Annotated in this window: 29 protein-coding genes, 1 tRNA gene and 1 pseudogene; 10 read left to right on the forward strand and 21 right to left on the reverse strand. The window is 65.9% G+C overall.

Annotated features, from left to right (window positions below):
* Positions 1–83: 83 nt before the first annotated feature.
* On the forward strand, positions 84–2,381 hold the full coding sequence (locus ABZW16_RS13050; protein WP_354955347.1) for an MMPL family transporter: 2,298 nt from the start codon (positions 84–86) through the stop codon (positions 2,379–2,381).
* Positions 2,382–2,566: 185 nt separating this feature from the next.
* Here ABZW16_RS13050 and ABZW16_RS13055 read toward each other — a convergent pair whose 3' ends face one another.
* From ABZW16_RS13055 to ABZW16_RS13065, 3 genes are all read right to left on the reverse strand, one after another.
* Entirely contained in the window at positions 2,567–2,812 is a 246-nt protein-coding gene (locus ABZW16_RS13055) for a hypothetical protein (RefSeq protein ID WP_354955349.1), read from the reverse strand.
* 91 nt (positions 2,813–2,903) lie between these two features.
* Entirely contained in the window at positions 2,904–3,104 is a 201-nt protein-coding gene (locus ABZW16_RS13060; protein WP_354955428.1) for a hypothetical protein, read from the reverse strand.
* Between the two features lie 209 nt (positions 3,105–3,313).
* Complete coding sequence (locus ABZW16_RS13065; RefSeq protein ID WP_354955351.1) at positions 3,314–3,529, reverse strand: hypothetical protein; 216 nt, start codon at positions 3,527–3,529, stop codon at positions 3,314–3,316.
* Positions 3,530–3,753: 224 nt separating this feature from the next.
* Here ABZW16_RS13065 and ABZW16_RS13070 point away from each other — a divergent pair, with 224 nt between their 5' ends.
* Positions 3,754–3,954: a hypothetical protein gene (locus tag ABZW16_RS13070; protein ID WP_354955353.1), complete on the forward strand. Its 201-nt coding sequence runs from the start codon at positions 3,754–3,756 to the stop codon at positions 3,952–3,954.
* A 501-nt stretch (positions 3,955–4,455) separates the two neighbouring features.
* Here the strand turns inward: ABZW16_RS13070 and ABZW16_RS13075 are convergent.
* Together ABZW16_RS13075 and ABZW16_RS13080 are read right to left on the reverse strand one after the other, a co-directional pair.
* Positions 4,456–4,830, reverse strand: a complete 375-nt coding sequence (locus ABZW16_RS13075) for a hypothetical protein (protein ID WP_354955355.1) — start codon at positions 4,828–4,830, stop codon at positions 4,456–4,458.
* Positions 4,827–5,117 carry a hypothetical protein gene (locus tag ABZW16_RS13080; RefSeq protein ID WP_354955357.1) on the reverse strand — a complete coding sequence of 97 codons (291 nt, stop codon included), beginning with the start codon at positions 5,115–5,117 and terminating at the stop codon, positions 4,827–4,829. Before ABZW16_RS13080 ends, ABZW16_RS13075 begins: the two co-directional genes overlap by 4 nt.
* Positions 5,118–5,323: 206 nt before the next feature.
* Between ABZW16_RS13080 and ABZW16_RS13085 the strand changes: the two genes are divergently transcribed.
* Genes ABZW16_RS13085 through ABZW16_RS13095 form a run of 3 tightly spaced genes read left to right on the forward strand, consistent with a single transcriptional unit; the run spans position 5,324 to position 6,998 of the window.
* The gene (locus ABZW16_RS13085; protein ID WP_354955359.1) at positions 5,324–5,614 is read left to right on the forward strand and encodes a hypothetical protein; all 291 of its coding nucleotides are present in this window, start codon (positions 5,324–5,326) and stop codon (positions 5,612–5,614) included.
* Positions 5,611–6,162 (forward strand): DUF6879 family protein, encoded by a 552-nt coding sequence (locus ABZW16_RS13090; RefSeq protein ID WP_354955361.1) that lies wholly within the window; start codon positions 5,611–5,613, stop codon positions 6,160–6,162. The genes ABZW16_RS13085 and ABZW16_RS13090 overlap by 4 nt, the downstream gene beginning before the upstream one ends.
* Positions 6,159–6,998, forward strand: a complete 840-nt coding sequence (locus ABZW16_RS13095; protein WP_354955363.1) for a helix-turn-helix transcriptional regulator — start codon at positions 6,159–6,161, stop codon at positions 6,996–6,998. The genes ABZW16_RS13090 and ABZW16_RS13095 overlap by 4 nt, the downstream gene beginning before the upstream one ends.
* Positions 6,999–7,059: 61 nt before the next feature.
* Here ABZW16_RS13095 and ABZW16_RS13100 read toward each other — a convergent pair.
* From ABZW16_RS13100 to ABZW16_RS13130, 7 genes and pseudogenes are all read right to left on the reverse strand, one after another.
* Positions 7,060–7,161 (reverse strand): annotated as a pseudogene (locus tag ABZW16_RS13100) (MmpS family transport accessory protein); the annotation flags it as partial.
* Between the two features lie 888 nt (positions 7,162–8,049).
* On the reverse strand, positions 8,050–8,265 hold the full coding sequence (locus tag ABZW16_RS13105; RefSeq protein WP_354955365.1) for a hypothetical protein: 216 nt from the start codon (positions 8,263–8,265) through the stop codon (positions 8,050–8,052).
* A gap of 4 nt (positions 8,266–8,269) precedes the next feature.
* Positions 8,270–8,464: a hypothetical protein gene (locus tag ABZW16_RS13110; protein ID WP_354955367.1), complete on the reverse strand. Its 195-nt coding sequence runs from the start codon at positions 8,462–8,464 to the stop codon at positions 8,270–8,272.
* A 3-nt stretch (positions 8,465–8,467) separates the two neighbouring features.
* A complete protein-coding gene (locus ABZW16_RS13115) occupies positions 8,468–9,121 on the reverse strand; it encodes a hypothetical protein (RefSeq protein ID WP_354955369.1) in 654 nt (217 codons plus the stop codon).
* Positions 9,118–9,474 carry a hypothetical protein gene (locus ABZW16_RS13120; protein WP_354955371.1) on the reverse strand — a complete coding sequence of 119 codons (357 nt, stop codon included), beginning with the start codon at positions 9,472–9,474 and terminating at the stop codon, positions 9,118–9,120. The genes ABZW16_RS13115 and ABZW16_RS13120 overlap by 4 nt, the downstream gene beginning before the upstream one ends.
* The gene (locus ABZW16_RS13125; RefSeq protein ID WP_354955373.1) at positions 9,471–9,773 is read right to left on the reverse strand and encodes a WhiB family transcriptional regulator; all 303 of its coding nucleotides are present in this window, start codon (positions 9,771–9,773) and stop codon (positions 9,471–9,473) included. Before ABZW16_RS13125 ends, ABZW16_RS13120 begins: the two co-directional genes overlap by 4 nt.
* Positions 9,770–10,123 carry a hypothetical protein gene (locus tag ABZW16_RS13130; RefSeq protein ID WP_354955375.1) on the reverse strand — a complete coding sequence of 118 codons (354 nt, stop codon included), beginning with the start codon at positions 10,121–10,123 and terminating at the stop codon, positions 9,770–9,772. Before ABZW16_RS13130 ends, ABZW16_RS13125 begins: the two co-directional genes overlap by 4 nt.
* On the opposite strand from ABZW16_RS13130, the gene ABZW16_RS13135 reads away from it, so the two are divergent.
* Positions 10,089–10,790 carry a site-specific integrase gene (locus tag ABZW16_RS13135; protein WP_354955376.1) on the forward strand — a complete coding sequence of 234 codons (702 nt, stop codon included), beginning with the start codon at positions 10,089–10,091 and terminating at the stop codon, positions 10,788–10,790. The two genes, ABZW16_RS13130 and ABZW16_RS13135, sit on opposite strands and share 35 nt — an antisense overlap.
* Positions 10,791–10,827: 37 nt before the next feature.
* Here the strand turns inward: ABZW16_RS13135 and ABZW16_RS13140 are convergent.
* The 3 genes from ABZW16_RS13140 to ABZW16_RS13150 all read right to left on the reverse strand — a co-directional run bounded on the left by ABZW16_RS13140 (position 10,828) and on the right by ABZW16_RS13150 (position 12,023).
* Positions 10,828–10,918: transfer RNA gene (locus tag ABZW16_RS13140), tRNA-Ser, on the reverse strand.
* 93 nt (positions 10,919–11,011) lie between these two features.
* Positions 11,012–11,446: a nucleoside deaminase gene (locus tag ABZW16_RS13145; RefSeq protein WP_354955430.1), complete on the reverse strand. Its 435-nt coding sequence runs from the start codon at positions 11,444–11,446 to the stop codon at positions 11,012–11,014.
* Positions 11,447–11,483: 37 nt separating this feature from the next.
* The gene (locus ABZW16_RS13150) at positions 11,484–12,023 is read right to left on the reverse strand and encodes a tRNA adenosine deaminase-associated protein (protein WP_354955378.1); all 540 of its coding nucleotides are present in this window, start codon (positions 12,021–12,023) and stop codon (positions 11,484–11,486) included.
* A 58-nt stretch (positions 12,024–12,081) separates the two neighbouring features.
* Between ABZW16_RS13150 and ABZW16_RS13155 the strand changes: the two genes are divergently transcribed.
* Positions 12,082–13,032, forward strand: a complete 951-nt coding sequence (locus ABZW16_RS13155) for a prephenate dehydrogenase (RefSeq protein WP_354955380.1) — start codon at positions 12,082–12,084, stop codon at positions 13,030–13,032.
* A gap of 9 nt (positions 13,033–13,041) precedes the next feature.
* Here ABZW16_RS13155 and ABZW16_RS13160 read toward each other — a convergent pair whose 3' ends face one another.
* From ABZW16_RS13160 to ABZW16_RS13180, 5 genes are all read right to left on the reverse strand, one after another.
* On the reverse strand, positions 13,042–13,647 hold the full coding sequence (locus ABZW16_RS13160) for a putative glycolipid-binding domain-containing protein (RefSeq protein WP_354955382.1): 606 nt from the start codon (positions 13,645–13,647) through the stop codon (positions 13,042–13,044).
* Positions 13,648–13,683: 36 nt separating this feature from the next.
* A complete protein-coding gene (locus tag ABZW16_RS13165; RefSeq protein ID WP_354955384.1) occupies positions 13,684–15,789 on the reverse strand; it encodes an ABC transporter ATP-binding protein in 2,106 nt (701 codons plus the stop codon).
* Positions 15,786–17,606: an ABC transporter ATP-binding protein gene (locus ABZW16_RS13170; protein WP_354955386.1), complete on the reverse strand. Its 1,821-nt coding sequence runs from the start codon at positions 17,604–17,606 to the stop codon at positions 15,786–15,788. The genes ABZW16_RS13165 and ABZW16_RS13170 overlap by 4 nt, the downstream gene beginning before the upstream one ends.
* A 259-nt stretch (positions 17,607–17,865) precedes the next feature.
* Positions 17,866–19,791, reverse strand: a complete 1,926-nt coding sequence (gene fadD32 / locus ABZW16_RS13175) for a long-chain-fatty-acid--AMP ligase FadD32 (protein WP_354955432.1) — start codon at positions 19,789–19,791, stop codon at positions 17,866–17,868.
* Positions 19,792–19,900: 109 nt separating this feature from the next.
* Positions 19,901–21,151, reverse strand: a complete 1,251-nt coding sequence (locus ABZW16_RS13180) for a KasA/KasB family beta-ketoacyl-ACP synthase (RefSeq protein ID WP_354955388.1) — start codon at positions 21,149–21,151, stop codon at positions 19,901–19,903.
* 310 nt (positions 21,152–21,461) lie between these two features.
* Between ABZW16_RS13180 and dcm the strand changes: the two genes are divergently transcribed.
* The 3 genes from dcm to ABZW16_RS13195 all read left to right on the forward strand — a co-directional run bounded on the left by dcm (position 21,462) and on the right by ABZW16_RS13195 (position 24,028).
* Entirely contained in the window at positions 21,462–22,595 is a 1,134-nt protein-coding gene (gene dcm / locus ABZW16_RS13185) for a DNA (cytosine-5-)-methyltransferase (protein WP_354955434.1), read from the forward strand.
* 13 nt (positions 22,596–22,608) lie between these two features.
* Complete coding sequence (gene vsr, locus ABZW16_RS13190; RefSeq protein ID WP_354955390.1) at positions 22,609–23,034, forward strand: DNA mismatch endonuclease Vsr; 426 nt, start codon at positions 22,609–22,611, stop codon at positions 23,032–23,034.
* 283 nt (positions 23,035–23,317) lie between these two features.
* Positions 23,318–24,028 carry a DUF998 domain-containing protein gene (locus ABZW16_RS13195; RefSeq protein ID WP_354955392.1) on the forward strand — a complete coding sequence of 237 codons (711 nt, stop codon included), beginning with the start codon at positions 23,318–23,320 and terminating at the stop codon, positions 24,026–24,028.
* Here the strand turns inward: ABZW16_RS13195 and ABZW16_RS13200 are convergent.
* A complete protein-coding gene (locus ABZW16_RS13200) occupies positions 24,025–25,593 on the reverse strand; it encodes an esterase-like activity of phytase family protein (protein WP_354955394.1) in 1,569 nt (522 codons plus the stop codon). The two genes, ABZW16_RS13195 and ABZW16_RS13200, sit on opposite strands and share 4 nt — an antisense overlap.
* Between the last annotated feature and the right edge of the window lie 33 nt (positions 25,594–25,626).

Consider the following 25,626-nt stretch of genomic DNA (forward strand, 5'->3'; position numbering starts at 1 on the left):
CGGGGTACAGCAGGGCAACCCCGCGTGTGCTGTCTACGCGCCGCGAACCAGCACGTACCCAGGCATCGCTAGGAGAACCTCTCGTGTCCGTTTATCTGTATAGATGGGGAAAGTTCGCTTTCCGAAGAAAATGGATAGTGCTTCCGGTCTGGCTTGTCCTCTTCCTACTGCTCGGCGGCCTCGGCGCGCAGCTGAAGGAGCCGATGACCAACGACTTCAGCATGCCGGAGCTGCCATCCGCGCGCGCCAACGACATTCTCGACAAGCACTTTCCCGGCGCCTCCGACGCCTTCAAATTCGATGCCGTCACCGGCACCTATGTCATTGCCGCGCCCGAGGGGCAGAAGCTGACCGATCCGGCGAACCGTGCGTCGCTGGAGGCGTTCATCGCCAAACTCGGCACGCTCGACATCGTCGACCACAGCAAGCCGGTGATGAATCCCATTGAGGCCGCGGAGAAGTCGGGTTGCATCGCCGATCCGGACCCGTCCAAGTGCAGTGGCGCACCGCTGAACGTGCTGAGCAAGACCGATCCGGATTCGGTCGCCTTCTTCAGCGTCCCGTTCACCATCAAGAAGTTCACCGACGTCACCGACACGCAGCGCGAAGCGGCCTACAACGTTGCCAGCGACGCCCGAAATGCCGGGCTGCAGGTGGAGATGAGCGGCTCGATCGCGCAGAAGAACGAGGGGCCCAGCGGTAAGTCCGAGCAGATCGGCATGGGCATCGCGCTGATCGTCATGATCATCGCGTTCGGTGCCATCGTGGCCGCCTTCGTGCCGATCATCACCGCGATCATCGGCCTCGGCGCGGCCACCTCGCTGATCTTCCTCGGTACCTCGATCATCGAGGTGCCCAGCTTCACGACCTTCCTCGCGTCCATGATCGGCATCGCCCTGTCGATCGACTACGCGCTGTTCATCGTGTCGCGCTACAAACATGAACTGGCAGTGCAGGATTCGGCGGAAGAGGCGGCCGGCACCGCGCTCGGCACCGCGGGCTCCGCGGTGGTGTTCGCCGGTCTCACCGTCATCATCGCACTCGGCGGCCTCAGCATCGTCGGCGTGCAGTTCATGACGTTCATGGGCCTGGGTGGCGCGATCGCCGCCGCATTCGCGGTGCTCACCGCCATCACCCTGATGCCTGCGCTGCTCGGCGCGTTCGGCCGGTTCCTGTTCAAGCCGAAGCTGCCGATCGTTGCCCAGCACGATCCCGAGGACGATCAGTCGGTCACCAATGGCATGCGGTTCGGCCGCCTGATCGGCCGGGCACCCGCGGTGACCCTGCTGCTCAGCGTGGTCGTCCTCGGCCTGCTCGCCGCACCTGCCGCCGGTCTGAACCTCGGCCTGCCCGGTGACGACAGCCAGCCCAAGACCTCCACCATCCGCAAGGCCTACGAGCTGCGCACCGAGGGCTTCGGTGAGGGCAGCAATGGCGTGCTGAACGTCGCGGTCGACCTCACCAAGGTGCCCGCCGAGCGCCGTGAGGCCGCGGTGAACGCGCTGCGGTCCAAGCTCGCGTCCTACTCGGGCATGGATTACGTGACCGAGCCCAAGTGGAGCGGTGAGGACAAGGCGGGTGCGCTGCTCGACGGTGTGCCCAAGTCGGGTCCGAACAACCAGGCCACCAAGGATCTGGTCAGCGACGCCCGCGACGCCGAAGCGCAGATGCAGACCGAATACGGCATCGAGTACGGCATCACCGGCACCACGGCGATCTTCGCCGATGTCGACCACGTGCTGCTCAGCAAGATCGTGCCGTATCTGGCGATCGTGGCCGGTGCCGCATTCCTGTTGCTGATCCTGGTGTTCCGCTCGATTCTGGTGCCGCTCACCGCCGCCCTCGGCTTCCTGCTGTCCATGGCGGCGACCTTCGGCGCCACGGTGCTGATCTTCCAGCAGGGCAAGCTCGGGCTGATCGAGGATCCGCATCCGCTGGTCAGCTTCCTGCCGATCATGCTGATCGGTCTGGTGTTCGGCCTGGCCATGGACTACCAGGTGTTCCTGGTGACCCGGATGCGCGAGGAGTTCGTCAACGGCAAGTCGCCGAAGGACGCGATGGTCGCCGGTTACCACCACGGTGCCCGGGTCGTCACCTCGGCCGCGGTCATCATGATCTCGGTGTTCGGCTCCTTCCTGCTGGAAACCGATGTCACCGCGAAGTCGTTCGGCTTCGCGCTGGCGGCGGGCGTGCTGATCGACGCGTTCATCGTCCGAATGGTCGTGATCCCGTCGCTGCTCGTGCTGATGGGCAAGTGGTCCTGGTGGATTCCGAAGTGGCTGGACCGGATCCTGCCGGATATCGACGTCGAGGGCGCGAAGCTGCGTGAGCTGCAGCAGCGGTCCGCGGAGACGGCGAAGGTGCCGGTCGGCGTCAGCTGATCGGAGCCTGCGGCTGGGCTTATCGGAGCCCACAGCTCGGCCCCGCACCCGGATTCGGGTGCGGGGCCGAATACGTTTCCGATACGGTGCGGCAGCCGGCGCGCGGCTGCTGAGCTTCGAATTCACCACGCCGTCAATCGAATTCGGACATTTGCCCGAATTCCGTTGGCGGCGTGGTTATTTCATCACTGGCTAGGCTCGGGCAGATAACACTTAGTTACCTTAGGGTTAACTCCCATATAGTTCAGTGGACCGGCGAGTGCCGTCACCGCGACGGTGCCGAGACCAGCGCAGTCGATCGGAGGATTGTCGAGTTTTTGACGCTGTCCGGCGGCGATCATGCCGATCACCAGCCAGGACATGAACAGCAGTCCTATGAGTCGCGTACCGGCGGGGTGCGCAGGCCTCCGTTGGGTTACACGCTCGCGCATCGTAATCGCTTCCTTTCGCACTCGCGTAGCGGCGAAGTACCCGGATGCGGAGCGTTAACTCTAGCCTGGTGTGGTGGGCTTGGCTAGGGGGTTATGGACTGGGCTGCGGCACGTTGCAGTCGGCGATTTTCGGATTCACGCCCATATAGTTGAGCGGACCGGCGAGGACGGTGAGTGCGATCGTGCCGAATCCGGCGCAATTGATCGGACCGCTGTCGAAATAGTTGCGCTGTCCGGCGGCGACAACGCCGATGACCAACCAGATCACGATCAGCACGGTGCCAAGTTTCATCGAGGGCTCGCTCATATGTTCTCCCGCGGATGGTGCTCGCGCGGTTGGTGATGCGGCGAATTATCGCATCGCGCCCGGCCCGCACTCGGGCATTCGGTACATACCGGGCGCACGCACGGGCGCGCCCTACCGCACGGCATGTCGCCGCCCGGCAGAGCACGCCCTGAGCGCGCGGGGACGGCCAGATCCTCGGCGCTCAGTCGTGGCCGCTACGGACTGGGTTGCGGCACATTGCAATCCGCGATCTTCGGATTCACCCCCATATAGTTGAGCGGACCGGCCAGCGTCGTCACCGCGATCGTGCCGAAGCCAGCACAGTTGATCGGACCGCTGTCGAAATAGTGCCGCTGGCCCGCGGCGACCACACCGATCACCAGCCAGATCAGGACCAGCAGACTGCCGAATCGGAAATAGGGCTCTCTCATGTGACTCTCACGCATCAATCCCGCGCGGCTCGTCCCGCGACGCCATCGTCGCACCGCGACCTCGCCGCGCTCGCTTAGTCGGCGTATACCCGCGAACGGCCCACTTACCCAGGAACTCCCACATTCCGGATTCGTTTGTGCCACATGGCGGATTCAGCAGTCGCCACAGTTCGCTGTGCGGAATCCCCGCTCGCCGAGTGGTGCCGCGACGGTACCTTCACGCGGTGGCTATGAACCTTCGACTGACCGACGAGAACGAAGCGAACGTTCGCGCCCAGGCCGAACGCGAGGGTCGAAACATGAACGCCGTCATCAACGACGCAATCGCCGAGTACGTGGCGCGCTGGCAGCAGCGCGACGTGATGCGGACCGAGACCGCCTTTGCGATCAGCCAGCATCGCGATCTGTTGGACAAACTCGGGTGAATCAGCTCAACATCGCGGACGTCCTCGCGATCACATACGCCGCCCCCGACGAAAAAAGGCTCTGACTTGGCTTACCAAGTCAGAGCCTTTGGCGGTGGCGGAGGGATTTGAACCCTAATCGCCCCCGTGGTCAGAGGTCGAAATAGCCGTTTACCTGCGAAAATACATCAGTGTAATTCACGGCAAATCACACTGTTTCACGGCAAGTTGTGCCCATTTTGTGCCCACCGATCGGTGAACGGATAGTCCGGGACGAACTACTCGTCGGCAGCTCAGCACATCCGGCCCGAGCGCGGCGTGATGCCTCCGTAGAACGAAAGCGCCCGACCCCCGAGGGGTCGGGCGCTTTTGCTGTTTCGGTACCGCATGGTGCTGTTCCGTCGTCATCGACCCCATGGCCGAATCACGTCGTCGCCTCGGTCTTCGCGCGGGTCTTGATTCCAGTTGTCGTGGTTGTTGCCATCGGGCCCTGGTTCCTCCACTCGTGCCATCATCTGTTGGTCACCTCCCTTCGAGCGTCGTTGCTTTCATCGGGGGTTCTGCGCCGTCTACGTCGGCAAACCGAAACGGAGCGTGCGGCGCGTATGTCTCTTGGGGGTTGACGGTGTTCAGCTCGCACTGCTGCACAAGCTGTTGCGGTACTTGGCCGCCGAAGTGTTCGAGGCTGGGCGCGATCACCGCATCGACATCGAGGGTCTGGACCACGTTCACCAGCCGTCCCTCGGGGTCGATGGTCTCGGCACTGAATGTCACGGTCTTGGCGAGGTCGTAGCCGAGACGTTTTGCGCGGCTGCGGATTTGAATCTCGTCCCAGTCTCGGGAGACACCCGAGATGTCTTTGCGCAGGTAACCGATCGCGGTAGGTTTTGGCCTCACTGGCTTGCCCCGTTCGTGCCCTCGGCGGCAGCGCCGTTGCGCGGCAGGAATTCTCGGTATGGCCGTGCGTTGATCAGTGACCGGCCGCGGTCGGTGATCCGCCACCCGACCGGGACCGTGCGGGAACCCTGGGCGAGCCCGGAATCGGCGAGCCCCTGCACCGCTGCCCGCGTGGCAGCCTCGGCGCGACCAGCGAGGCCACACAGTTCGCGCACGGTCAGCACTTGCGCGGGTTCCAGAATCGCCAGGGCGGCCAACACTTTGGCCTGTGGCTCAGTGAGCGCCATCTCTCACCCTCCGTCGTCGATGGTGAGGGCAACTCGAGGTCAGTGACGACTGGCAACGGCCCCGAGCGCCCACCTCGGACGTTAAGGATTGGCCAGGCGATGGCACATCAAAATTGCGCGGGATTGCGCGCGAAAGCCACCATGCCAGCGCATCTGGGCTGGGAAGATTGCGAGGCAAGGACTCATCGCAATGCAAGGAGTGTCCAATGACCACCACGCTGCGACTGCTCGGATCCGGCTCAGAAAACGGCGGGTGCCCCGCCCTATACGCAGCCGATCACGACAGGCTGGTCGTGCAAGGCATAGCTACTCACAGCGGTGCGGCGGTGCTGGTGCCGCACGTGCTGCTCGACTGGGCAGAACCCGGCACCACGATCTCGGTACAGACCACCGACACGCCTGGCATGCTGCTGGTCGAGGGTGTGCCCGTCACCGATGACGTACGTGCACGGCTCACTCTCGCATCCGACGAAACCGCGGTGGTGGTCACGGCGTGAGGGCGTTATCCGGTCCGGGTATCTTCGACGAATTCTTTCGTGCCGCAACAACATCAGCGTTCCACGTCGAGACCAAGGACTCTTACGTGGTCGATACCGAGGCGGAAGCCTTAGCCCGGTTCGCCGCTGGGGAGCCGCCGCCCGCACAGCGTCCGGCCACACATAACGCGTGGAACGACCTGATCCAGGAAACCACTGGTCGCGGTGTGGCCGTGTCACGGGTGCGGGTGGTCACGGTGCCGCATTCGACGTACACGAGTTGGCTAATCTCGGTGACCGAGCACGGCGCTATCGCCAATGGTGAACAGATCCGTTGGCTACCTCGGCATCTGGCCGAGGAGTCCGGACACGTACCGCTTGACGATTTCTGGTTGTTCGATCGAACAACGGTGGCATTCAATACAACCGATCCCACCGGCGCCACGACTGGGCTCGCCGTCACCAGCGACCCGGTGATCGTGTCGGTATGCACCGAGATATCTGATCGGCTCTGGTCACACGGCGTAGATCACGCTCGCTACATCGAATCGGAGTACGCCGGAAGGTGAGCACAGTAGGGCAGGCAAGGGCAGCCCTGGGAGCACGGTTACGTGAACTCCGCAGGGATGCCCGCCTATCCGGCAGGGACCTCGCTACCGCCTGCGATTGGCACCCCTCGAAGGTCTCGCGGCTGGAGCTGGGCAGGCAGCAACCGAGCGAGGACGACCTAGAGGCATGGTGCCATGCGGTCGACAACGAACTCGTCTACGACGATCTCGTTGCCACCCTTCGCAATCTGCGGTCGATGTATCTGGAGTGGCGACGGGTAACCGCGGGCGGCCACGCGCCACGCCAACGGCGTTCGATCGATATAGAGTCCGCGACCAAGCTGATCCGCTGGCACGAAGTCAACGTGATCCCCGGCCTGCTGCAATCCGCCGACTACGCCCGCGGCATTCTGCGCGCCTGCATCGACATGACCGGAGGTCGTGATGATCTCGACGACGCGGTCGCCGCCCGGATGGAACGACAGAAGGTGTTGCGCAACGGTGCTCGCCGCTTCACCTTCCTGATCGAGGCGGGCGCGCTGTATCGCACGGTCGGCAGCCCTGAGGTGATGGCCGAGCAGATGGACGCGCTGATCGAAGCAAGCCGAAACCCACGAATCAGCCTCGGAGTCATCGAACTTACGGCGCGCTACTGGTGCCCGGCACGAGGGTTCATCCTGTTCGATCGCGCAATGGTGATGGTCGAAACTCCCAGCGCTGAACTGACGATCACCCGACCCTCGGAGATCGCAACCTACGAACGAACCTTCGCGCTGTTGACCGAGTCTGCCGTTTTCGGAGACCGCGCACGCGACCTGATCAAGGGCGTTAAGGCCGTACACGCGAACGCGAGCTGACCGAGTACGCGAAAGCCCGATCCTGAAGGGACCGGATCGGGCTCTCAGCGAGGTTACGCGCTCAGATCGTGCCGGTGCAGTTCACCACGGCGTACTTGCCGGTAGCGGTCGTCTCGTCTTTCACCTTGCCGTCCACAGTGATCCGGCATGTAGCCGATGTGCCTTCGGTTTGCGCGGCGCCGGTCCGGGCATCGGTTCACCTCCTCCGCGCGGGGTACCTGCGACCCCGGAACCCGTACGGGCTGGCAGTCGCTATGCCATCCGCCCGGGGCTCGGCCGAGGGGGAGGGGTACCGGCCCCTGGTACGCACCGAGGACGCGAATCTCACCGAAAAGCGTGAAGCTCGTTGTAAAACTTCGTACTGGCGAACGTCGGCGAGCCGGTCTACGAATTGGCCAGACCAGCAACGACTTACCGCAGATTCGCGACATGCACCCGTAGCGGTGGAGCGTCCTGCGTTCGGACGGCTGAACTACCCACTAATGCTGGCGTTGGAGGTGCAGTGTTGGCATACCCATCGGATAGGCTTGTGCCCGAACCGGTTCCCCGCTCAACAGTGGGACCGGGGACTCACATCCTCACTGGGGGACGCGGCGAATTCGGTACACCACAGGGGTGGCCCGACGCCGCATCTTGAGGGAGGAGGTGATGGCGGTGCCGAAAGCGCGGAAGAAGCACCGGAAACGAACAAGGACCCCGGTCCAGTTGCATGGAAGTCCCGGAGTCCTTGTGTTCGTTTGCATTCGGCTGGTGATGCTGCTCGTAATTGAGCTGCTGAGCCTCTGACCTCGGAGGGGGACTCGTTGTCGGTAGGACGACAGCCAGTCCCCCGAAGAGGATCTTCCAGATACACCACGGGGTGGTGTATCTGATACAACCTTACAACGTCATGTGCCGAATGGAACATGTGCCGAATCGAACATGTGACAAATCGACCGTGTGCAGGCGTGAACAGCACGCATCCGACTGCGCCGCGCTCGGCCCGCGGCTGCTTCGGCCGCGGTCTTGACCTGGTGACATGCATGGCACAGCGCCCACTTACGCCACGCCCTCACCTCGACGCGTTGAAGGCGTGGCGGGCAGCGAGCAGGATGCCCAGGTTGGGCGCGATGTTCCACTCGTCCCACCCACACTCACACTTGCTGTAGAACTGTTCTCGCACAGGGTCTTTCAGCCAATGCGATGTGATGGTGATGTGGTGGCCCGGATGCTCATTCGAGCGCCAGACCAAAGCGCCTCCGGGGTGGGCGTTCAGGAAGACGACCATCGGCCTATGCCGCGTCAGGCGGCTCGGGTGCGCTGTCGGCCGGGGCGATCATGTGGCCGCGGTGGTCGTAGGTCTGGGGCTTCAGCGGTTCGAGCGGCTTGCCCTGGTTGTCGACCCGGACGTTGTGCGCGGCCTGCATCGCCGCGATCCTGGCGACTGCGTCGCGCTGGCGGCTGGTGACCTTCTCGGGTTCGGACATGGCTCAGTCCTCCTCGTTGGTGAGTGCTTGGGTGACCGCGCCGACGATGAGTGCGCGGGCATCGACCGGGTTGGTTCGGTCGATGTCGATGCCGTGGCGCTGTAGGTCGGTGTCGATGGCGACGGCCCAGACCTTGGCAGCGGTGAAGTAGCCGTATCCGCCGAGCCAGTCGCGTGCTGCGAACTGTGTGACGGCCGCTTCGAGTTCGGCTGCGAGTGCTTCGGCCTTGGGCAGCAGCGCGGCGAGGAGGTCGGGGCGCGGGTCTTCGCTGGCGAACCAGGCTTTCGACTTGGCGTTTTCGCATTCGCTGGTGACGGTGATGAGCGCGGCCTTGTGGGCTTCCAGCTCGCGGGCAGCTTTCTCGCGGTCGGCGGCGAGCTTCGGTACAGCCTTCGGCGGGGGGATCGCCTTCCCTGCGCGGGCGGCGTCGGTCGCCGCTTCGGCATCGGCGCGTTCGGCGTCACGGTCGCACTGCTCGTCGGCCAGGCGGGCGCGCGCGGAGTCCGCAGCGTTGACCCGTTCGGCGATCGTGTCGCGCTCGGTGATGAGCTTCGCCAGATCTGCGGGCAGCAGATCGAGCGGAGGGCGCCCGCCCGGGTTGAGTTGCTGCGCGGCTGGCCCTATGGCCTGTCCGCCTCGGTTCGGTGTGTACCTCATGGTGTCTTTCCTTCCGTGTGTTCGGTGAGCGCGTCGGGGTCGAACACCCAGCGCCCGGCGACGAGCTGGCCGCCGATGCGGGCGCCGAGTCGCCGAGCCTGCCGGGGCGTAACCCCGAGAACCGCCCCGGCTTGCGCTGCGGTCAGGTAGTCGATGGCCTGCTTTGACGAACTCGAGGATGCGCCGGGCGCGTTGTCGTCGAGTCCAGCCGCGGACTCCAGCAGACCGGCCAGAGTCGCGGCATGGATGCGCAGACGTTCGGGCACGGGGATGCCGGCGCGCTTGCGGGCGGTGATCTCTCGGGCGGCGAGCCAGTGTGCCAGCGCGATATCCAGCCCGTGACGGGCGCTCACGATGTCCGCCGTTTCTTCGGGCGGCCCGTGCGACCAGCGGCGCCGTGTTCGGTTGCGGCCCATACGCCGATCGCGTCGCGGACGAGTTCGGCGGCGACGATGCGGCACGAGTCAAGCACCGGGCAGTTTCGGCACACGTGTGCGGCATCGGATATCCGTTCGGCGTGCTGCTCGTTGTCCTCTCCCGGCAGCGGGTCGATGTCGAACATCGGTGCCAGACCCGCGCACGCCGCGCCCACGAGACGCTCGTCGGCGAGCAGCCCCAGCTCTCCGACCGCGCGCGGCCGGACACCGGTCACGATACGTCGGCGTTCTGCTCGCGCCAGGCGGCCAGCGCGGCACTGGCGCGCGTGCCGCCCCAGTTCATCCGCGTCTGCACATCGCGTTTCGACGATGGCGGCGGGTCGAGTGCGTCGAGATCGGCCACGTCGGCAGCGAGGTTGGCGGAATCCTCGCCACCGATCGTGAAGCTCGGCACCCGATCCGTGTCGGCGGGCGCGTGAATTATCGGCTCGAGTAGGCCGTCAATCGTGCTGGGTTTCAGCTCAAATCGACCGGCGACAGGTTCACGGCCGGGCGGGCAGTGCTGGCGCACACCGCCGTGACGGTCCTTGTTGACCACCAACACACTCGCCCGCGGCAAGCTCATCTCGGAGATGCTGCCGAAGAAGACGGCGAAGCGGCATGTGTACCTCACCGCCGACGACGTAGCGCGTCTGGCGAAAGAGGCAGGGAGACACAGCCTTCTGGTGACGTGCCTTGCCTACTGCGGTCCACGATGGGGCGAGATGATCGCATTGCGGGTGCGCGATATCGACTTCACACGTCGGCGAATCACGGTGGTGGACAACGCTGTACAGCTCGGCGTCGACCACGCGGAGGGACCAACGAAGGGCAAGGAGAGCCGCGGTGTGCCCGTCCCCCGCTTCATCCTCACCAAGCTGGCCACACACACCAAGGGCCGCGATCCGGACGCGTTGGTGTTCCCACATCCGGACGACGCAACGAAGTATCTCCCGCGTCCCAAGACCGTCGACGGTTGGTTTACCGGTGCGGTGAAGCGGGCGCAGGTCCAGCCGATCACGCCGCACGACCTGCGCCATACCTGCGCATCGCTGTCCGTCTCGGCCGGTGCCAATGTGCTGGCGCTGGCAAGGTTGTTGGGGCACAAGGATGCCAAGGAGACGCTGAACACCTACAGCGACCTGTTCGACGATGATCTCGACAGGCTCGCAGATGCCATGGACAAGGCGTACGGATCCGACCGTGCCCAAAATGTGCCCAAACCGGCCGATGAGGACGCCGAAGCCGCATAGAAAAAGCCCCTCACCTGTGTGAACAGATGAGGGGCTTTGGCGGTGGCGGAGGGATTTGAACCCTCGGAGGGGGGTTACCCCTCACACGCTTTCGAGGCGTGCTCCTTAGGCCGCTCGGACACGCCACCGCCGACAACCATACCGGACGGGGGGCGGATCGCTAAATCGGCTGTAGGGGCGGCCGGAGGGGTGCTCGGCAGGCTGTGGGGGTGGTGCGCGCCTCAGCGTTGGGCTCGGAAGAATTCGTCCAGCAGCGCGACACATTCGGCTTCCAGAACACCGCCGCGCACTTCTGGGCGGTGATTGAGACGGCGGTCACGGACCACGTCCCAGAGCGAACCGACGGCACCGGTTTTCGGTTCCCAGGCACCGAAGACCAGGCGGCCGATGCGGGCGAGCACCAAGGCACCGGCGCACATGGTGCACGGCTCCAGGGTCACCGCGAGCGTGGTGTTCTCCAGACGCCAGCCATCGCCGACGACCGCGGCGGCCCGTCGCAGGGCGAGGATCTCCGCGTGGGCGGTCGGATCGCCCAGGGCCTCCCTGGCATTGGCCGCACGGGCGAGTTCACGTCCGTTGGCATCGAAGACGACGGCACCGACGGGTACGTCGCGAGCGCCCGCATCGGCCGCTGCGGCGATCGCGGCGCGGACCATATCGGTGTCGGAAAGTCCGTCGGCGAGCAGACCCACGTCAGCGGGGCAGCTTGTCCAGCACCGCCGAGAGTTCATTGGCGAAGCCGAGCCGCTGGGCGATCATGCCGAGCTGCTCATCCGGATACAGGTCGGTTTCGGCGAGGATCACGCTGAGCACCGGTTCGGGCAGGCCGAGATCGGCGAGCACGCCGAGATCGCCCTCCTCCCACGGCTCGATATCGTCGAGTTCGTCGGGGTCGATATCGGGTATTTCGACATTGAGGGCCTCGAGCACGTCGGCGGCGATGTCGTAGTCGATCGCGGCCGTCGCATCCGAGACCAGCATCCGGGTGCCGCTCGGCGCGGGCCGGAGCACGATGAAGAACTCATCGTCGACATCGAGCAATCCGAACACCGCACCGGAACTACGCAATGCCTTGAGTTCTGTTTCCGCCGCGGCCAAATCGGTGAGCGCGGCCTGACTCAACGGACTACACCGCCACTGTCCTTCTTCGCGGACAACCGCCACTGCGAACCCCTCCACGTCGTCGAAATCATCCGACGCAGCCTTGTTCGTGCCCGAGCGCTGTGCTGCCATGGCCGCAACGGTAGTCGGCTCGAGCCGAAATGTTGAAGTCGTATGCGAATCTGTTCCGATGACTCCTGACCAGAAAGCACCGGTGTGTGTCCTCGGGACGGGCTTGATCGGCGGCTCGCTGCTGCGCGCGGCCGTCGGCGCGGGCTACGACGCCTGGGGTTACAACAGGTCAGAGGGGGGTGCGCGGGCCGCACGCGCCGACGGCTTCGACGTCACGGGTGATCTGCTCGGGGTGCTGACCCGGGCCGCCGATACCGATGCGCTGATCGTCGTCGCGGTGCCGATGCCCGCGGTGGATCACATCCTCGCCGAGGTGGCGAGCTTCGGGCCGCACTGCCCGCTCACCGATGTGGTGAGCGTCAAGGCGCCGGTGGCCGCGGCGGTACACCGGCACGGGCTCGCGGCCCGCTATGTCGGCGGGCATCCGATGGCCGGTACCTCTGAATCCGGTTGGGCGGCTACCCATTCCGGCCTGTTCCAGGATGCGGTGTGGGCCGTCGGGGTGGATGCGGGCACCCACCCCGAGCCGTGGCGACGAGTGGTGCGGCTGGCGCTGGCCTGTGGCGCGGTGGTCACCCCGGTGGTCGCGGACGAGCACGACCGCGCGGTGGCCCGGATCTCCCATCTGCCCCATGTGCTCGCGGAGGCGCTGGCCGTATCCGGTGCGGCGGGCGGTGACCTGGCGCTCGGACTCGCCGCTGGTTCGTTCCGCGACGGCACCCGCGTCGCCGCAACCGCCCCCGACCTCGTCCGCGCCATCTGCGAGCCCAATGCCGCAGCCCTGCTGGACGTGCTCGAGGAATCGCTGACCATACTGAGCGCGGCCCGCGACAGCCTGCGCACGGAAGGCACCCTCGTCGACCTCGTCGAAGCCGGGCACGACGCCCGCGAACGCTACGAAACCACACAGCGCTGGGAAATCACCGATATCCATCCCGGCGACCACAACTGGCTCGAAGCCTTGCGCGACGCAGGCCAGCGCGGTGGGGTGATCACCGAGCTGGACTGATCCGGGTGGTCAGATGCGTTCGGCGAGGCCGGGGTAGTCGAGGAGGAAGCCGTCGGCGTCGACAGTGACGGTGGCGCTGGAGACCGGGGACAGGACGCTGATGCCGGTGGCGCCGCTGCTGTAGGTGAGGCTGGCCTCCTGGACGAGGAGGTCGGGCAGGCGGACGTAGACGACCGGGACCTGGATGTCGTCGACGGCGTTCTGCAGGGCGAAGCGGCGGATGGGGAGGGTGTTGAAAAACGGGCTGAGTACGACGTCGACATCGAGGGCGCCCGCGAAGGTGGAGCGGACATGGCCGCCGCCCGCGTCGACGAGCCAGTAGTTCTCCTCGTCCCTGGCGATGGAGGCCTGACGTTCCCCGGCGGCGGTGGTGCTGCGCAGGGATAGCCGCTTTGTGACACCGTTCTCATCGGTGACCAGGTCATATGAGGCGCTGAACGCGGGATGTTCCGCGCACGCGCCGCCGATCATGCGACCGGCGGCGCGGATGCGGTTGCCATTGAGGGTGACGCGGACGGACTCCATCCGCGACCCGTTGTGCGCGCGCCAGGTGAGGATCGCCGGCCACCGGGATGCCGCCGGTTGGCTGTCGGAGCCGAGGGCTGGGTTCGTCACGTATCTACCGTAAGCGACGCGGACCGTGGACCGGCATTACACCAGCGACTCGCGCCACGCGGCGTGCAGGCTGGCGAACCGGCCGGTGCCCGCGATGAGCTCGCTCGGTGTGCCGTCCTCGACGATCCGGCCGGACTCCAGCACCAGGACCCGGTCGGCGATCGCGACCGTGGACAGCCGGTGCGCGATGATCACGGCGGTGCGATCGCGCAGCACCGTTTCCAGTGCCCGCTGGATCAGCCGCTCGCTCGGAATGTCCAGGCTCGAGGTCGCCTCGTCCAGCACGATCACCGCGGGATCGGCGAGGAATACCCTGGCGAACGCCACCAGCTGACGTTGGCCCGCCGACAAGCGCCCGCCGCGCTTGCGCACGTCGGTGTCGAAACCCTCCGGCAGTGCGGTCACGAAGTCGTACAGACCGACCGCGCGCGCCGCGGCGAACACCTCCGCATCGCTGGCCTCCGGCCGCCCGAGCCGGATATTGTCGGCCACCGATCCGGAGAACAAATACGACTCCTGGGTAACCATCACGACATTGCGCCGCAGATCCACATCGGACAGCTGTCGCAGGTCGATGCCATCCAAACTCACCGTGCCACCGGAGGGGTCATAGAACCGCGTCAGCAACTTGGCCAGCGTGGACTTGCCCGCACCGGTCGCACCGACCAGCGCGATCACCTGCCCGGCCGGGATGTCCAGCGAGAACTCCGGCAACACCGGACGCGCCCGACCGCGCTGCTCGGCTTGCGGCACAACGACTTCGAGCTCCGCGACCGCCGCGTCGCCCAGGATCGGCCCAACCACACTCGACTGCACCGCACCAGGGCTCTCCGACACAGCGCTCGCGACAGCCACGTTGGGCAGCACTGCACCCGAGCCCTCGGACACGGCTTCCGCGACAGTGCGCGCAGCCGAATCCGACAGCTCGAGTACGGCATCGGAATCCGATGGCGCCTCCGGGTCACCGGCCGGGGATCCGTAGCCGAACCACACGTGGTTCATGCGCACGGCGCCGGTTGCCTTGGCCAATGCGATCGGGGCGCTCGGTTCCTCGACCGAGGGTTCCTCCTCCAGCACGCCGGAGATCTTTTCCAGAGCGGCGGCCGCGGATTGGTAGGCGTTGAAGACCTGGGCCAGTTCGTCGAGGGGGCCGTAGAAATCGTTGAGGTACAGCAGGTATGCGGCGAGGACGCCGACGGCGAGGTTGCCCTCGATCACCAGCCAGGCGCCGACCACGATGACGATCACCCTGGTCAGATTGCCGAGCAGGCGGGTGAGTCCGGCGTAGTCGCCCATACCGCGCATGGCGGCGGTGGTCGCCTGCAAGTATTCGGCGTCCTCGGCGGCCAGCACCGATTCATTGCGGGCCTCGCGCCGGAAGGTCTGCACCGCGCGCATGCCGCCCATCGACTCGACGAACTGCACGACCACCTTCGCAATGGCGCCGCGGGTGCGCCGGTATCCGGCCCGCTGCCTGCGCTGGGCCCAGCGGGTGACCAGCACCAATGGCACGAATCCGAGCAGCACGATGGCGGCGAGCGTCTGATCGAGGTAGATCAGCAGCACCGCGATGGTCAGCACCGAAAGGATGGCGCTCAGTGCCTGATTCAGCGCACTCTCCAGCAGCTGCTGCAGCGTCTCGATATCGCCGGTCAGCCGGGCCACGACCTTGCCGGAGGTGTACTGCTCGTGGAAGGCGACGCTGAGCCGCTGCATATGCGCGAACAGCCGGACCCGCAGATCGAAAAGCACGCTCTGGCTGAGCTTTCCGGAGATCCGCAGGAACACGAAGGTGGTGCATACGCCGAGCCCGATCGCACCCAGATAACCGGCCACGGTGAGCGCCAGCGGCACCCAGTCCCCCTCGGCCCCCTTGGCGATGCCGGTGTCGAGCCCGTGCGCGACGAACAGCGGCGCCGAGACCATCGCGGCGTTATCGAGCACGATCAGCACCATGGCCAGGATCGCGAGCTTGCGATACGGCCGGACCAGGCTCAGCAGTAGCCGCCGGGATCGACCGGCCAGCACCAGATTTCCGGTCTCGGTCACCTCTTTGTCCTCATTGGCGATGCCGCGCCAATCGGCGACCTCGTCGCGCTGGGCCGAATCGTCGGCGGGGACAGCGGTTTCGGTTGTGGTCATGATTCACCTCCCATCAGTTCGCGATAGCGACTGCTGGTCTTCAACAGTTGATCGTGGGCACCCTCGGCGATGATCCGGCCGTCGGCGAGCAGCGCCACCCGGTCGGCGAGTGCCGCGGTCGAGGGCCGGTGCGCCACGAGCAGCGTGGTGGCACCGGCCAGCACCGTGCGCAACCGTTCCTGCACGCGCTCCTCGGTCTCCACATCGAGTGCGGAGAGCGGGTCGTCGAGCACCATGATCCGAGTCCGCTCGCCCGTACCTGCGCGCGCGAGCACCGCGCGGGCCAGTGCCAGCCGCTGGCGCTGACCTCCGGACAGACTCAGCCCCTGCTCGCCGATCCTGGTATCCAGGCCCCACGGCAGGTCCTGCACGAAGTCGGTGGCCTGGGCGACATCGAGCGCGCGCCACACATCGTCATCACCGGCCTCCGGATCGCCGAGCGCGGCGTTTTCCCGCACACTCGCCGAGAAGAGCACCGGCTCCTCGAATGCCACCGAGACCAGCGAGCGCAGATCGGCGACCCGCATCGAGGCGATATCGATGCCGTCGATGGTGATGGCGCCGCCGGTCACATCGTAGAGCCGCGGAATCAGATTGAGCAGCGCCGTCTTTCCGCTACCGGTCGCGCCGACCAGTGCCACCGTCTCACCGGGCCGCACCTTCAGCGAAATATCGTGCAGTACTTCACCTTTTGCTTCGGGAAAGGCGAAACGCACACCGTGCAGAGCCAATTCGCCAACGATTCGCTCGGGCAGCGCGACCGGATCCGCGGGATCGGTGATATCGACCGGGGTGTCGATGATCTCCCAGAAGCGGTCGGCCGCGGTGCGCGCGTCGTTCCATTCGGCGAGCAGGAAGCCGGTCCAGATGATCGGCCACTGCAGGAAGGTCGCCAGGGTGATGCCAGCGACCAGGGTGCCCAGTGTCATGGTGTGGTGCGCGACGGCGTATCCGCCGTAGCCGAGCGCGAAGGCGATGGCCAACTGCGGCAGGCTCACCATTGCCGACCACAGCGTGGCGTCCAGCCGCACCTTGAACAGTTCGGTCTGTTGCAGCGCACGTGACTGTGCGGTGAACCGCCCACCGAAGAATCCACCGCGACCGAATGCCTTGAGCACCCGGATGCCCTGCGCCGACTCCTCGGCGGTGGTGGCCAGATCGCCGGACTGATCCTGGGAACGCCGCGAGGCGACCGCGTAGCGGCGCTCGAACCGCAGGCAGACATAGGTCAGCGGCAGCGCGACAATCGCGAACATCAGCCCGACCTGCCAGCTCAGCGCGAACAGCACGAGCAGACCGACCGGGATCACAATGCAGTGGATGATCAGGAACGGCCCCGCGAACGCCACGAACCGCTTCATGGTGCTCATATCGTCGATCGCCCGGGACAGCAGCTGCCCGGACTCCCAGGCATCGTGGCGTCCGATCGACAAGGTCTGCAGCTTGCGGAAGATCTTGGCGCGCATGGCGATCTCGAACTGGGCCGCCGGTTTCGCGATGAGCCACCGGCGTCCCCACACCCCGAACGCCTCGACCAGACCGAGCAGCAACACGGCCAGCACCGGCAGCACGACACCCGCGAAATCGCGCCGCTGAATCGGACCGTCGATGATCCGCGCGATGACCAGCGGGATCATGATCGCGGTCAAGGCGGCGACCGCCGCGAGCCCGGTCGCGCCGAGCAGTGCAGTCCGATGCGGCCGCAGATACGGCAGGAACCGGCGCAGCGAATGCAGGCGACCCGACGCCGCGGCGGCAGGTCGCTCAGGTCTGTCGACCTCCGTATCGGCCGACCGCGTATCGAGCGTGACGGACAAAGCTCCCCCTCGTGGTCCCGTGGTTTGGCTGGAGTCGCGAACGGATCTCCCAGTGATGTTCGCACCGGGGTCCGACATTTCAGGGTGGCATCAGTCCCGAGATCGGCCAACCGATTTTCCGCCACGCCCACAGCCAACAACCTCGAGTGACCTCGAGGTCAAGCCCCTCCGGCAATCCCCGATCAGCACCACCCGCAGACGGCATCGGCGCCCGGATTCCGGGCGCCGATATGCGCTACTTCGATGGTACGGGCCGCAGTCACCGAACTCGGACGCTCGTGTGCTCCTGCTCCGTCGGCGCATCCGGAAAGTCCTGCTGTTGATAGCCCCCGCGCAGCGTGCCCGCCAGATATGCGGCGCGGCAGGCCCGTCGGGCGATCTTGCCGCTGGAGGTGCGCGGGATCGAACCGGCCGGGACCAGCAGGATATCGCGCACGGTCACGCCGTGGCGCTGCGCGATGGCCGCGCGCACAATGTCCACGATCGGCTCCGGATCCAGTTTCGCCGCACCGGTGCCACGCTCGGCCACGATGACCAGTTGCTCCGAGGTGTTATCGGCGTCGAAGGTGAGCCCCGAACGACTGCCCTGTTCGAAGACCAACGCGGGCAACTGATTCGCGGGCACCGAGAACGCCGCGATGAATCCGGGCCGCAGCGCGGTGCTGGCTTCCTGGGCCGAGAACTCCAGATCCTGCGGATAGTGGTTGCGCCCGTCGACGATCACCAGATCCTTCACCCGGCCGGTGATGTACAGCTCGCCGTCGAGATAGACGCCGAAATCGCCGGTGCGCATCCACTGGGCGTCCGGATCGGTGCCCTGCGCGTGACTGTCCTCCGGCAGTCGGCGCGCCAGGGTGTTCTGGAAGGTCGCCGCGGTCTCCTGCGGCCGACCCCAATACCCGATGCCCATATTGTCGCCGTGCAGCCAGATCTCGCCGACCTCGCCGTTTTCGCGCTCGATACCGGTCTCCGGATCGACGATCACCGCCCACTGCGATAGTGCGACAAAGCCACACGACACCTGCGCGATCGAATTCTCGGTGCCCCTTGGCACTTCGACCATGCGGCCCGCATTGAGCTCATTGCGATCGACGTAGACGACCTTGGCCTCGTCCTCGGCCTTGGTCGCCGAGACGAACAGCGTCGCCTCGGCCATGCCGTAGCAGGGCTTGATCGCGGTCGCGGGCAGACCGTACGGCGCGAACGCCGCATTGAACTTCTGCATCGACGACACCGACACCGGCTCACTGCCGTTGATCAATCCGATCACATTCGAAAGATCGAGTTCCTCATCGGCTTTCGGCTTACCGCGGGCGGCGGCATGCTCATACGCGAAATTCGGTGCGGCGGCGAAGGTTCCGGCGCCATCGGAGGCGGCGGCCAATTCCTTGATCCAGCGATAGGGTCGCCGCACGAACGCACTCGGCGACATGATGGTGATGAATCCACCGCCGATTGTCGGCAGGATCACCGATAGCAGACCCATATCGTGAAATAGCGGCAGCCAGGTGACACCACGTGAATTCTCTTCTACACCAATGGCATCGATCATTTGCAAGAGATTGGTGCCGACCGCGCGGTGGGTGATCTCGACACCGGCCGGTGTCCGCGTGGACCCCGAGGTGTACTGCAGGTAGGCGACACTATCGATATTGATCTCCGGCCGCACCCAGCTCGATCCGACACTGTCCGGAATGGCGTCGACGGCGATAATGCGCGGCCGTTGTGCCGCCGGGAGATGCCGGAAGAAGTTCCGCACGCCCGCCGCGGCCGAGCCGACGGTGAGAATGGCCGCTGGCGTGCAGTCACCGAGCACCGCGCGCAGTCGATCGGTATGGCCCTGCTCCTCCGGATCGAACAGCGGGACCGCGATATTGCCCGCGTAGACCGCCGCGAATATCGAGACGACATAGTCCAGCCCCTGTGGGGCGAGGATGGCCACCCGATCGCCCGGCTGTGTCACCTGCTGCAGCCGGGCCGCGACGGCACGCAGCCGAATGCCGAATTCGTGCCAGGTGAGATCGACGTACTCGCCGTCGCGTTCCCGCGAGTAGTCGATATAGCGGTAGGCGAGCTCATCGCCGTTCTCCGCGCTGTGCTTGTCGACGAAGTCGATCAGGGTCTTGTCGCCACGGATCTTGATATTGCCCTGATCGTCCAAATAGTCGTCGAAGGTTTCGTCGATCATCGCCTTATCCTTTTGCCAACGCAGGCACTCAGGCCATGCGGTTACACCGAACACAGGTCGATAACGAAGCGTCGGGAAGGCTAGCAGGTGCGCCGACCGACGGTGCTCAGTACCGTCCGAAGGCGATCGCCACGTTGTGCCCGCCGAAACCGAACGAGTTGTTGACGGCGTAATCGATCCGGCCGGGTCGGGCCCGCCCCTTGACCACGTCGAGATAGATCTCCGGATCCTGGTTGTCCAGATTCAGCGTCGGCGGAACGATGCCGTCGCGCACGGTGAGCACGGTGAGCACCGATTCGAGCGCCCCGACCGCGCCGATCGAATGGCCGAGCGCGGATTTGGGCGCGTAGACCGACGCATGGTCGCCGACGGCGGCATTGATGGCCTGCGCCTCGGCGGTATCGCCGATCGGAGTGGCGGTCGCGTGCGCGTTGACATGGGTGACATCGCGCTTGGAGATTCCGGCCTTCTGCATGGCCCTGGTCATCGCCCGCGCGGCACCCTTGCCATCGATATCCGGTGCGACCAGATGGAAAGCGTCAGAAGTGATTCCGGCGCCCAGCAAGCGTGCGTGAATGGTCGCGCCGCGCGCCTTGGCGTGCTCTTCGGTCTCGATGACCATCATCGCGCCCGCCTCGCCGAAGACGAATCCATCGCGGTCCTTGTCGAACGGTCGCGAGGCGGCCCTCGGGTCCTCATTGCGGGTGCTCATCGCGCGCATCATGGTGAACGCCGCGATCGGCACCGCCTGAATGGAGCCCTCGACACCACCGGCGACCACCATGTCGGCATCGCCCATGACGATCATCTGCCAGGCCTTGGCGATCGCCTCCGAACCCGACGAGCAGGCCGAGACCGGGGTGATCGCGCCCGCGCGTGCGCCGAGTTCCATGCCGACACAGGCGGCCGAACCGTTGGGCATGATGCGCTGCACCGTCAGCGGCGGCACCTTGCGGTAGCCGCCGTTCTGCAGCCGGTCCCGCGCGTCGGTGATGTATTCGCCCCCACCGAGTCCCGTGCCGATGGCGACACCGAGCCGGTTCCTGTCCACCTCGGGGCTGCCCGCATTGCGCCAGACCTCGCGCGCCAGCATCAGGGCCATCTGTTCCACATACGACAGGTTCTGTGTCTCCTGCCGGGTGAGGTTCTGCGACGGTTTGACCTTCAGGTGTCCGCCGATGCGCACCGGTAGTTCGAACTGCTCGATGAAGCTGTCCTCGAGGACATCGATGCCGCTCTCGCCATTGAGCAACCCCTTCCAGGTGGAGTCGACATCACCAGCTATCGAGGTGGTCGCCGCCAGACTGGTCACGACCACATCGGGATAGTTCCCGTTCTTGGTAAACGGAATCTGCATTTCGCTCACTTTCCTGGCGTCACACTTTGGGATAAACCGGGAACTGCGCGTCGACGCTGGAGCGCCGGAGGGGTCAGCAGGAGCGGAAGCTCGAAGTATGCCTGCTGCCGTCGAACGGCCGTGCATACGCGATTCGACCGTGAGCACTACCGGGGCAACCGATCGGACCGAGTGCACGACACACTACCGTGGCTGTCGCCAGGTCGTGGCCGTGACCGCTCGAGTAACCTGCTCAGCGGAGACGCAGCGCTGGTGGTTCCGAGCGATCCGCGAGCAACCGTGAGAAGGGAAGACTGTGACGGGCGGGCGGATGGTCGGGCTGTTCGCCGGTATCGGCGGGCTGGAGCTCGGCCTCGGCAACCATGGCTGGCACACCGAGCTGCTCTGCGAGATCGATCCCGGTGCGCAGGCGGTGCTCGCGACACGCTTTCCCGGAATTCCCTTGCACGCCGACATCACTCGGCTGCGCGCCCTGCCCGCCGGTACCGAACTGGTCGCCGCCGGATTTCCGTGTCAGGACCTCTCCCAGGCCGGGCGCACCGCTGGCATCACCGGAAAACGCTCCGGACTCGTGGACGAGGTGTTCCGGCTGGTGCGCCGACAGCGCGGGCCGCGCTGGCTGCTGATCGAGAATGTGCCGTTCATGCTGCAGCTGGGTCGCGGTGCGGCCATGCGGCATATCACCGGCGCGCTGGAGGAACTCGGCTACACCTGGGCATACCGGGTGGTCGACGCGCGGGCCTTCGGGCTGCCACAGCGCCGCCAGCGGGTGCTGATGCTGGCCTCGCGCACCGAGGATCCGCGCCGGGTGCTGTTCGGCGATGATGCCGGATCGCTCGATCTCGGTGACCCGGAACAGGATCCGTGCGGCTTCTACTGGACCGAGGGCGTGCGCGGACTCGGCTGGGCGGTGAACGCGATCCCGACTCTCAAGGGCGGTTCGGCGCTGGGCATCGCGAGTCCGCCCGCGGTGCGGTTGCCCTCGGGCGAGATCGTCACGCCGGGCATCGTGGACGGTGAGCGGCTGCAGGGCTTCGCTGCCGACTGGACCGAACCGGCGACCTCGGTGCCGGGCATCCGGCACGGACACCGGTGGAAGCTGATCGGCAATGCCGTGAGTGTGCGGATGGCGTCCTGGGTCGGCGCCCGGCTGGCCGCACCGCGCGAGCCGATTTCCGGCGATGAGCCGCTGCCGCCGGGGCGGCCGTGGCCGGTCGCCGCGTGGGGCCGGGCGGGCGCGGCCTATCGGGTGCCGGTCTCGACCTGGCCGGTGCACGAGCCGTATGAGGATCTGCACCACTTCCTCACCGATGCGCGGCTGCTCTCCGCCCGTGCGACCGCCGGATTCCTGCGCCGCACCGGAATGGGCAACCTACGGTTCCCGCCCGGATTTCTGGCCGATGTGGAGAGTCATCTCGATCGAATGGGCGGCTGGGCGGCATGAGGTTCGGACGGTCATGAGTACGAATCGGCGGCCACCGACCGATGCCGCGACGAGTGCCCGGATGGCCCGCCAGCGGCGCACCGGAACCGGCCCCGAACTCGCGCTGCGCCGGGAACTGCACCGGCGCGGCTTGCGCTATTTCGTCGACCGCGCGCCGCTGCGCGGGCAGCGACGGCGCGCGGATCTGGTATTTCCCCGGCTGCGGGTCGCGGTCTATGTCGACGGGTGTTTCTGGCATCGCTGTCCGCAGCACGCGACCGATCCGAAGCACAACTCGCAGTGGTGGGCGGACAAGTTGAGCGGCAATGTCGCCCGTGACCGGGCCACCGATGCGGCGCTGGCCGCGGCGGGGTGGCAGGTGGTGCGGGTATGGGAACACGAGGACGCGGCCGCGGCGGCGGACCGGGTCCAGGCCAAGCTGGCCGAGCGGGCCAACTGACACCGGCAAGCAGTCGCTAGCGGCGCTGCGGTACCCGCACCAGCGTGCGCGGTGCGTGCGCGGCCAGGTAGCCCGACACCGCCATTACCGCCAGCACCATCAACCCGGCGACGGCCGTCGCGAATCCGATCATGGGAACCTCCTTAGGTATGTCCAGCATCACGAACGGACCTGACAGAACGCTGTGCCCGGGTTGGTAATGAGGTGTGCGAAAGAGCTGTCGGTTAGGACACACTGACCTACTGTTGAACACCGGACCAGCGAGGAGGCGGAGAATGGTCCAGTGATTGATCGCCGGAGGATCGCCGAACGACACGTCCTGGTGGCCTGCGGGCTGATCGCGGCGGCGATCGCGATCGCCGGATTCTGCTATTCCTCCTGGTTGCTCGAGTTCGTACTGAAGATCGATGTCGATCCGGTGAACTCGTTCCTCAGTGAACTCGATGCCGAGGGCAAACCGCACCGCGAAGTATTCGCCACCGCCGACAAGATCGTCGGCCTGCTGCTGATGCCAGCGGCGATCGCCGGGCTGCTGTTATTTCCGCGCCGCAGATTCACCACCATCGGCTGGATCGCGCTGTTCTGCTTCGGCGCCGCGACCGTCGGCGACGTACTGCTGCCGCTGCGCGATTGCACCCCGGAGAACAACGCCGAATGCGGCGGCGGTGGCAGCGAACTGTTCCCGCAGTTACATCAGCCGCACGCACTGACCAGCACCATCGCGGTTACCGCGATCGCCATCGCGACCTTCGCTTTCAGCCTGGCCGCCTTCCGCTATCACCGCTGGCGGATCCTGCGCGAGGTCGGTCTGGTGGTGCTGGTGATCGGGTCGGCGGCGACCATCTGGATGCTGGTCGCCGACAACCTGACCGGCAATTACGCGCTCGGGATCGCCCAGCGGATCCAGGTCGGATCGATGTCGCTGTGGTTGATCACGTTGGCGGCGGCGGTGATTCTGGAAGGCCGCGAATGGGTCGAAGGTGTTCCCGGTTAGCCGACCTTGATCCGTACGGTGTGTGAGTCGACCTTCGCGGGCAGTTTGGTGGTGTCGATCTCGAGGATTTCGCCGGAGTCCTGCAGACCGTTGGGCAGCGTTTTGGGCTTCAGGCCGAAGGGCGGCTGCTCACCCTTGCTGGCGGCGAGGCCGAAATCGCTGTCGTTGGCGATGTAGAGGGTCTTACCGCCGTCCAGAGTGGCGACGCCCTCGATCTTGTCGTGGCCGTAGAACTTGCCGTCCGCGTTCAGGCCGGTGATCAGCCCGATGAAGTCCAGGTTCGCGGTCTTGGCGACGGGAGTGATGCCCGCCTTCCGCAATGCCGCGACGCCGTCATTCGTCGAGACCGTGCCGACCAGCGTCTCCAGCGGCTTGCCAGCGATCTGGAGCCCGCCGCGTTCCGGATCGTAGTGCGCGCCCGTGACCTTCGACTCCGGGCCGACATCGGTGGCGCCGGAGATATCGACGGTCCACAGCTTCTTATCGGCCTTCGGGGGCAGGTTGCCGTCGCGCTCGTCGACCAGGAAGGTGGTGGCGCTGAGCGCGGTGATCTCGGAGTCGGCGACCTTGGTGCTCTTCGGATCCTGCAGCGGGAGCACGAATTCCTTGACCGCCCTGGTCTTCAGGTCGACGGTCACGATGCGCGTCATCGGCACATCCTTGGCCGAACCGTCCAGGTCGGGGGTTTTCAGACCGCTCTGCACCACGCCGACGAGGGTGCCGCCGTCCGGGGTGATGGTCAGCCCCTCCATGCCCTGGTTCGGGGTGCGCAGTGAAAGTTCCTTGGGCAGACCGGATCCCGGACCGAGGCGTTCGAGTTCGGCACCCTTGGCGTCGAAATGCACCAGGAACGGGCCGTATTCGTCGGAGACCCAGAAGGTGCCGTCGGCCAGGGCGACCAGCCCCTCGGGGTCGAGGCCGTGATCGGTGGGCGGCAGCACATTTCCGGCGAGGTCCTTGATGGTCTCGCCGGTGCTGGCCGCGGTATCGACCTGCCCGTTGAACGGGGTGCCGTTGGCGGTGTGCAACTCGATGGTGGATTGCAGCACCGCGCGATTGCCGACCAGTTTGAACCGGCCGATCTTGGGCACGAAACCCGGAGTCGGCGTCAGCTTCTCGTTCTTGCCGGGGCCGTCCACATTGGGGCCGCGGTCGGTGAGGCCGTAGAACTCGCCCGGTGCGCCGGGGACCGGCGTCCACGCGGAGCCGTAACCGCTGGCCTGCACGGTTGTGCCGCCGAATTCGCCGAGCGGCGGAATATCGGTGGTGTACAGGCGAACCGCGTCGGTGGTGCCGACCTTCAGTTCGTCGGTACCGGTGTAGCCCGCCTTCGGCTGGTAGACGAGTGCGCCGTCGAGGCGGCGGGTCAGCGTGCCGTGTTCCGGATCGGCGATTGTCACGGCGGCGCTGCTACCCGTGGCGGCCAGCAGATCGTCGAGGGAGATCACCAGCGGCTGATCCTTGGCCACGGTGAAATCGGCCTTACCGTCCGAGGACGAGCAGCCTGCGGCCAGCACGCCGATGGCGAGGACGGCGACGGCGGTAATACGGGTGTGCGCTTTCACCGTGTCTGCCTACCTTGTACATCCGACAAAAGC

The organism is Nocardia sp. NPDC004604, assembly GCF_040609795.1.
Lineage (GTDB): Bacteria > Actinomycetota > Actinomycetes > Mycobacteriales > Mycobacteriaceae > Nocardia.

Excerpts from the sequence above, each read along its gene's own strand:
- ABZW16_RS13055 (WP_354955349.1), bottom strand. The coding sequence starts at position 2,812 with ATGCGCGAGCGTGTAACCCAACGGAGGCCTGCGCACCCCGCCGGTACG.
- ABZW16_RS13060 (WP_354955428.1), bottom strand. The coding sequence starts at position 3,104 with ATGAAACTTGGCACCGTGCTGATCGTGATCTGGTTGGTCATCGGCGTT.
- ABZW16_RS13065 (WP_354955351.1), bottom strand. The coding sequence starts at position 3,529 with ATGAGAGAGCCCTATTTCCGATTCGGCAGTCTGCTGGTCCTGATCTGG.
- ABZW16_RS13080 (WP_354955357.1), bottom strand. The coding sequence starts at position 5,117 with ATGGCGCTCACTGAGCCACAGGCCAAAGTGTTGGCCGCCCTGGCGATT.
- ABZW16_RS13085 (WP_354955359.1), top strand. The coding sequence starts at position 5,324 with ATGACCACCACGCTGCGACTGCTCGGATCCGGCTCAGAAAACGGCGGG.
- ABZW16_RS13105 (WP_354955365.1), bottom strand. The coding sequence starts at position 8,265 with ATGGTCGTCTTCCTGAACGCCCACCCCGGAGGCGCTTTGGTCTGGCGC.
- ABZW16_RS13110 (WP_354955367.1), bottom strand. The coding sequence starts at position 8,464 with ATGTCCGAACCCGAGAAGGTCACCAGCCGCCAGCGCGACGCAGTCGCC.
- ABZW16_RS13115 (WP_354955369.1), bottom strand. The coding sequence starts at position 9,121 with ATGAGGTACACACCGAACCGAGGCGGACAGGCCATAGGGCCAGCCGCG.
- ABZW16_RS13130 (WP_354955375.1), bottom strand. The coding sequence starts at position 10,123 with ATGAGCTTGCCGCGGGCGAGTGTGTTGGTGGTCAACAAGGACCGTCAC.
- ABZW16_RS13145 (WP_354955430.1), bottom strand. The coding sequence starts at position 11,446 with ATGGTCCGCGCCGCGATCGCCGCAGCGGCCGATGCGGGCGCTCGCGAC.
- ABZW16_RS13150 (WP_354955378.1), bottom strand. The coding sequence starts at position 12,023 with ATGGCAGCACAGCGCTCGGGCACGAACAAGGCTGCGTCGGATGATTTC.
- ABZW16_RS13155 (WP_354955380.1), top strand. The coding sequence starts at position 12,082 with ATGACTCCTGACCAGAAAGCACCGGTGTGTGTCCTCGGGACGGGCTTG.
- ABZW16_RS13165 (WP_354955384.1), bottom strand. The coding sequence starts at position 15,789 with ATGACCACAACCGAAACCGCTGTCCCCGCCGACGATTCGGCCCAGCGC.
- ABZW16_RS13180 (WP_354955388.1), bottom strand. The coding sequence starts at position 21,151 with ATGCAGATTCCGTTTACCAAGAACGGGAACTATCCCGATGTGGTCGTG.
- dcm (WP_354955434.1), top strand. The coding sequence starts at position 21,462 with ATGGTCGGGCTGTTCGCCGGTATCGGCGGGCTGGAGCTCGGCCTCGGC.
- vsr (WP_354955390.1), top strand. The coding sequence starts at position 22,609 with ATGAGTACGAATCGGCGGCCACCGACCGATGCCGCGACGAGTGCCCGG.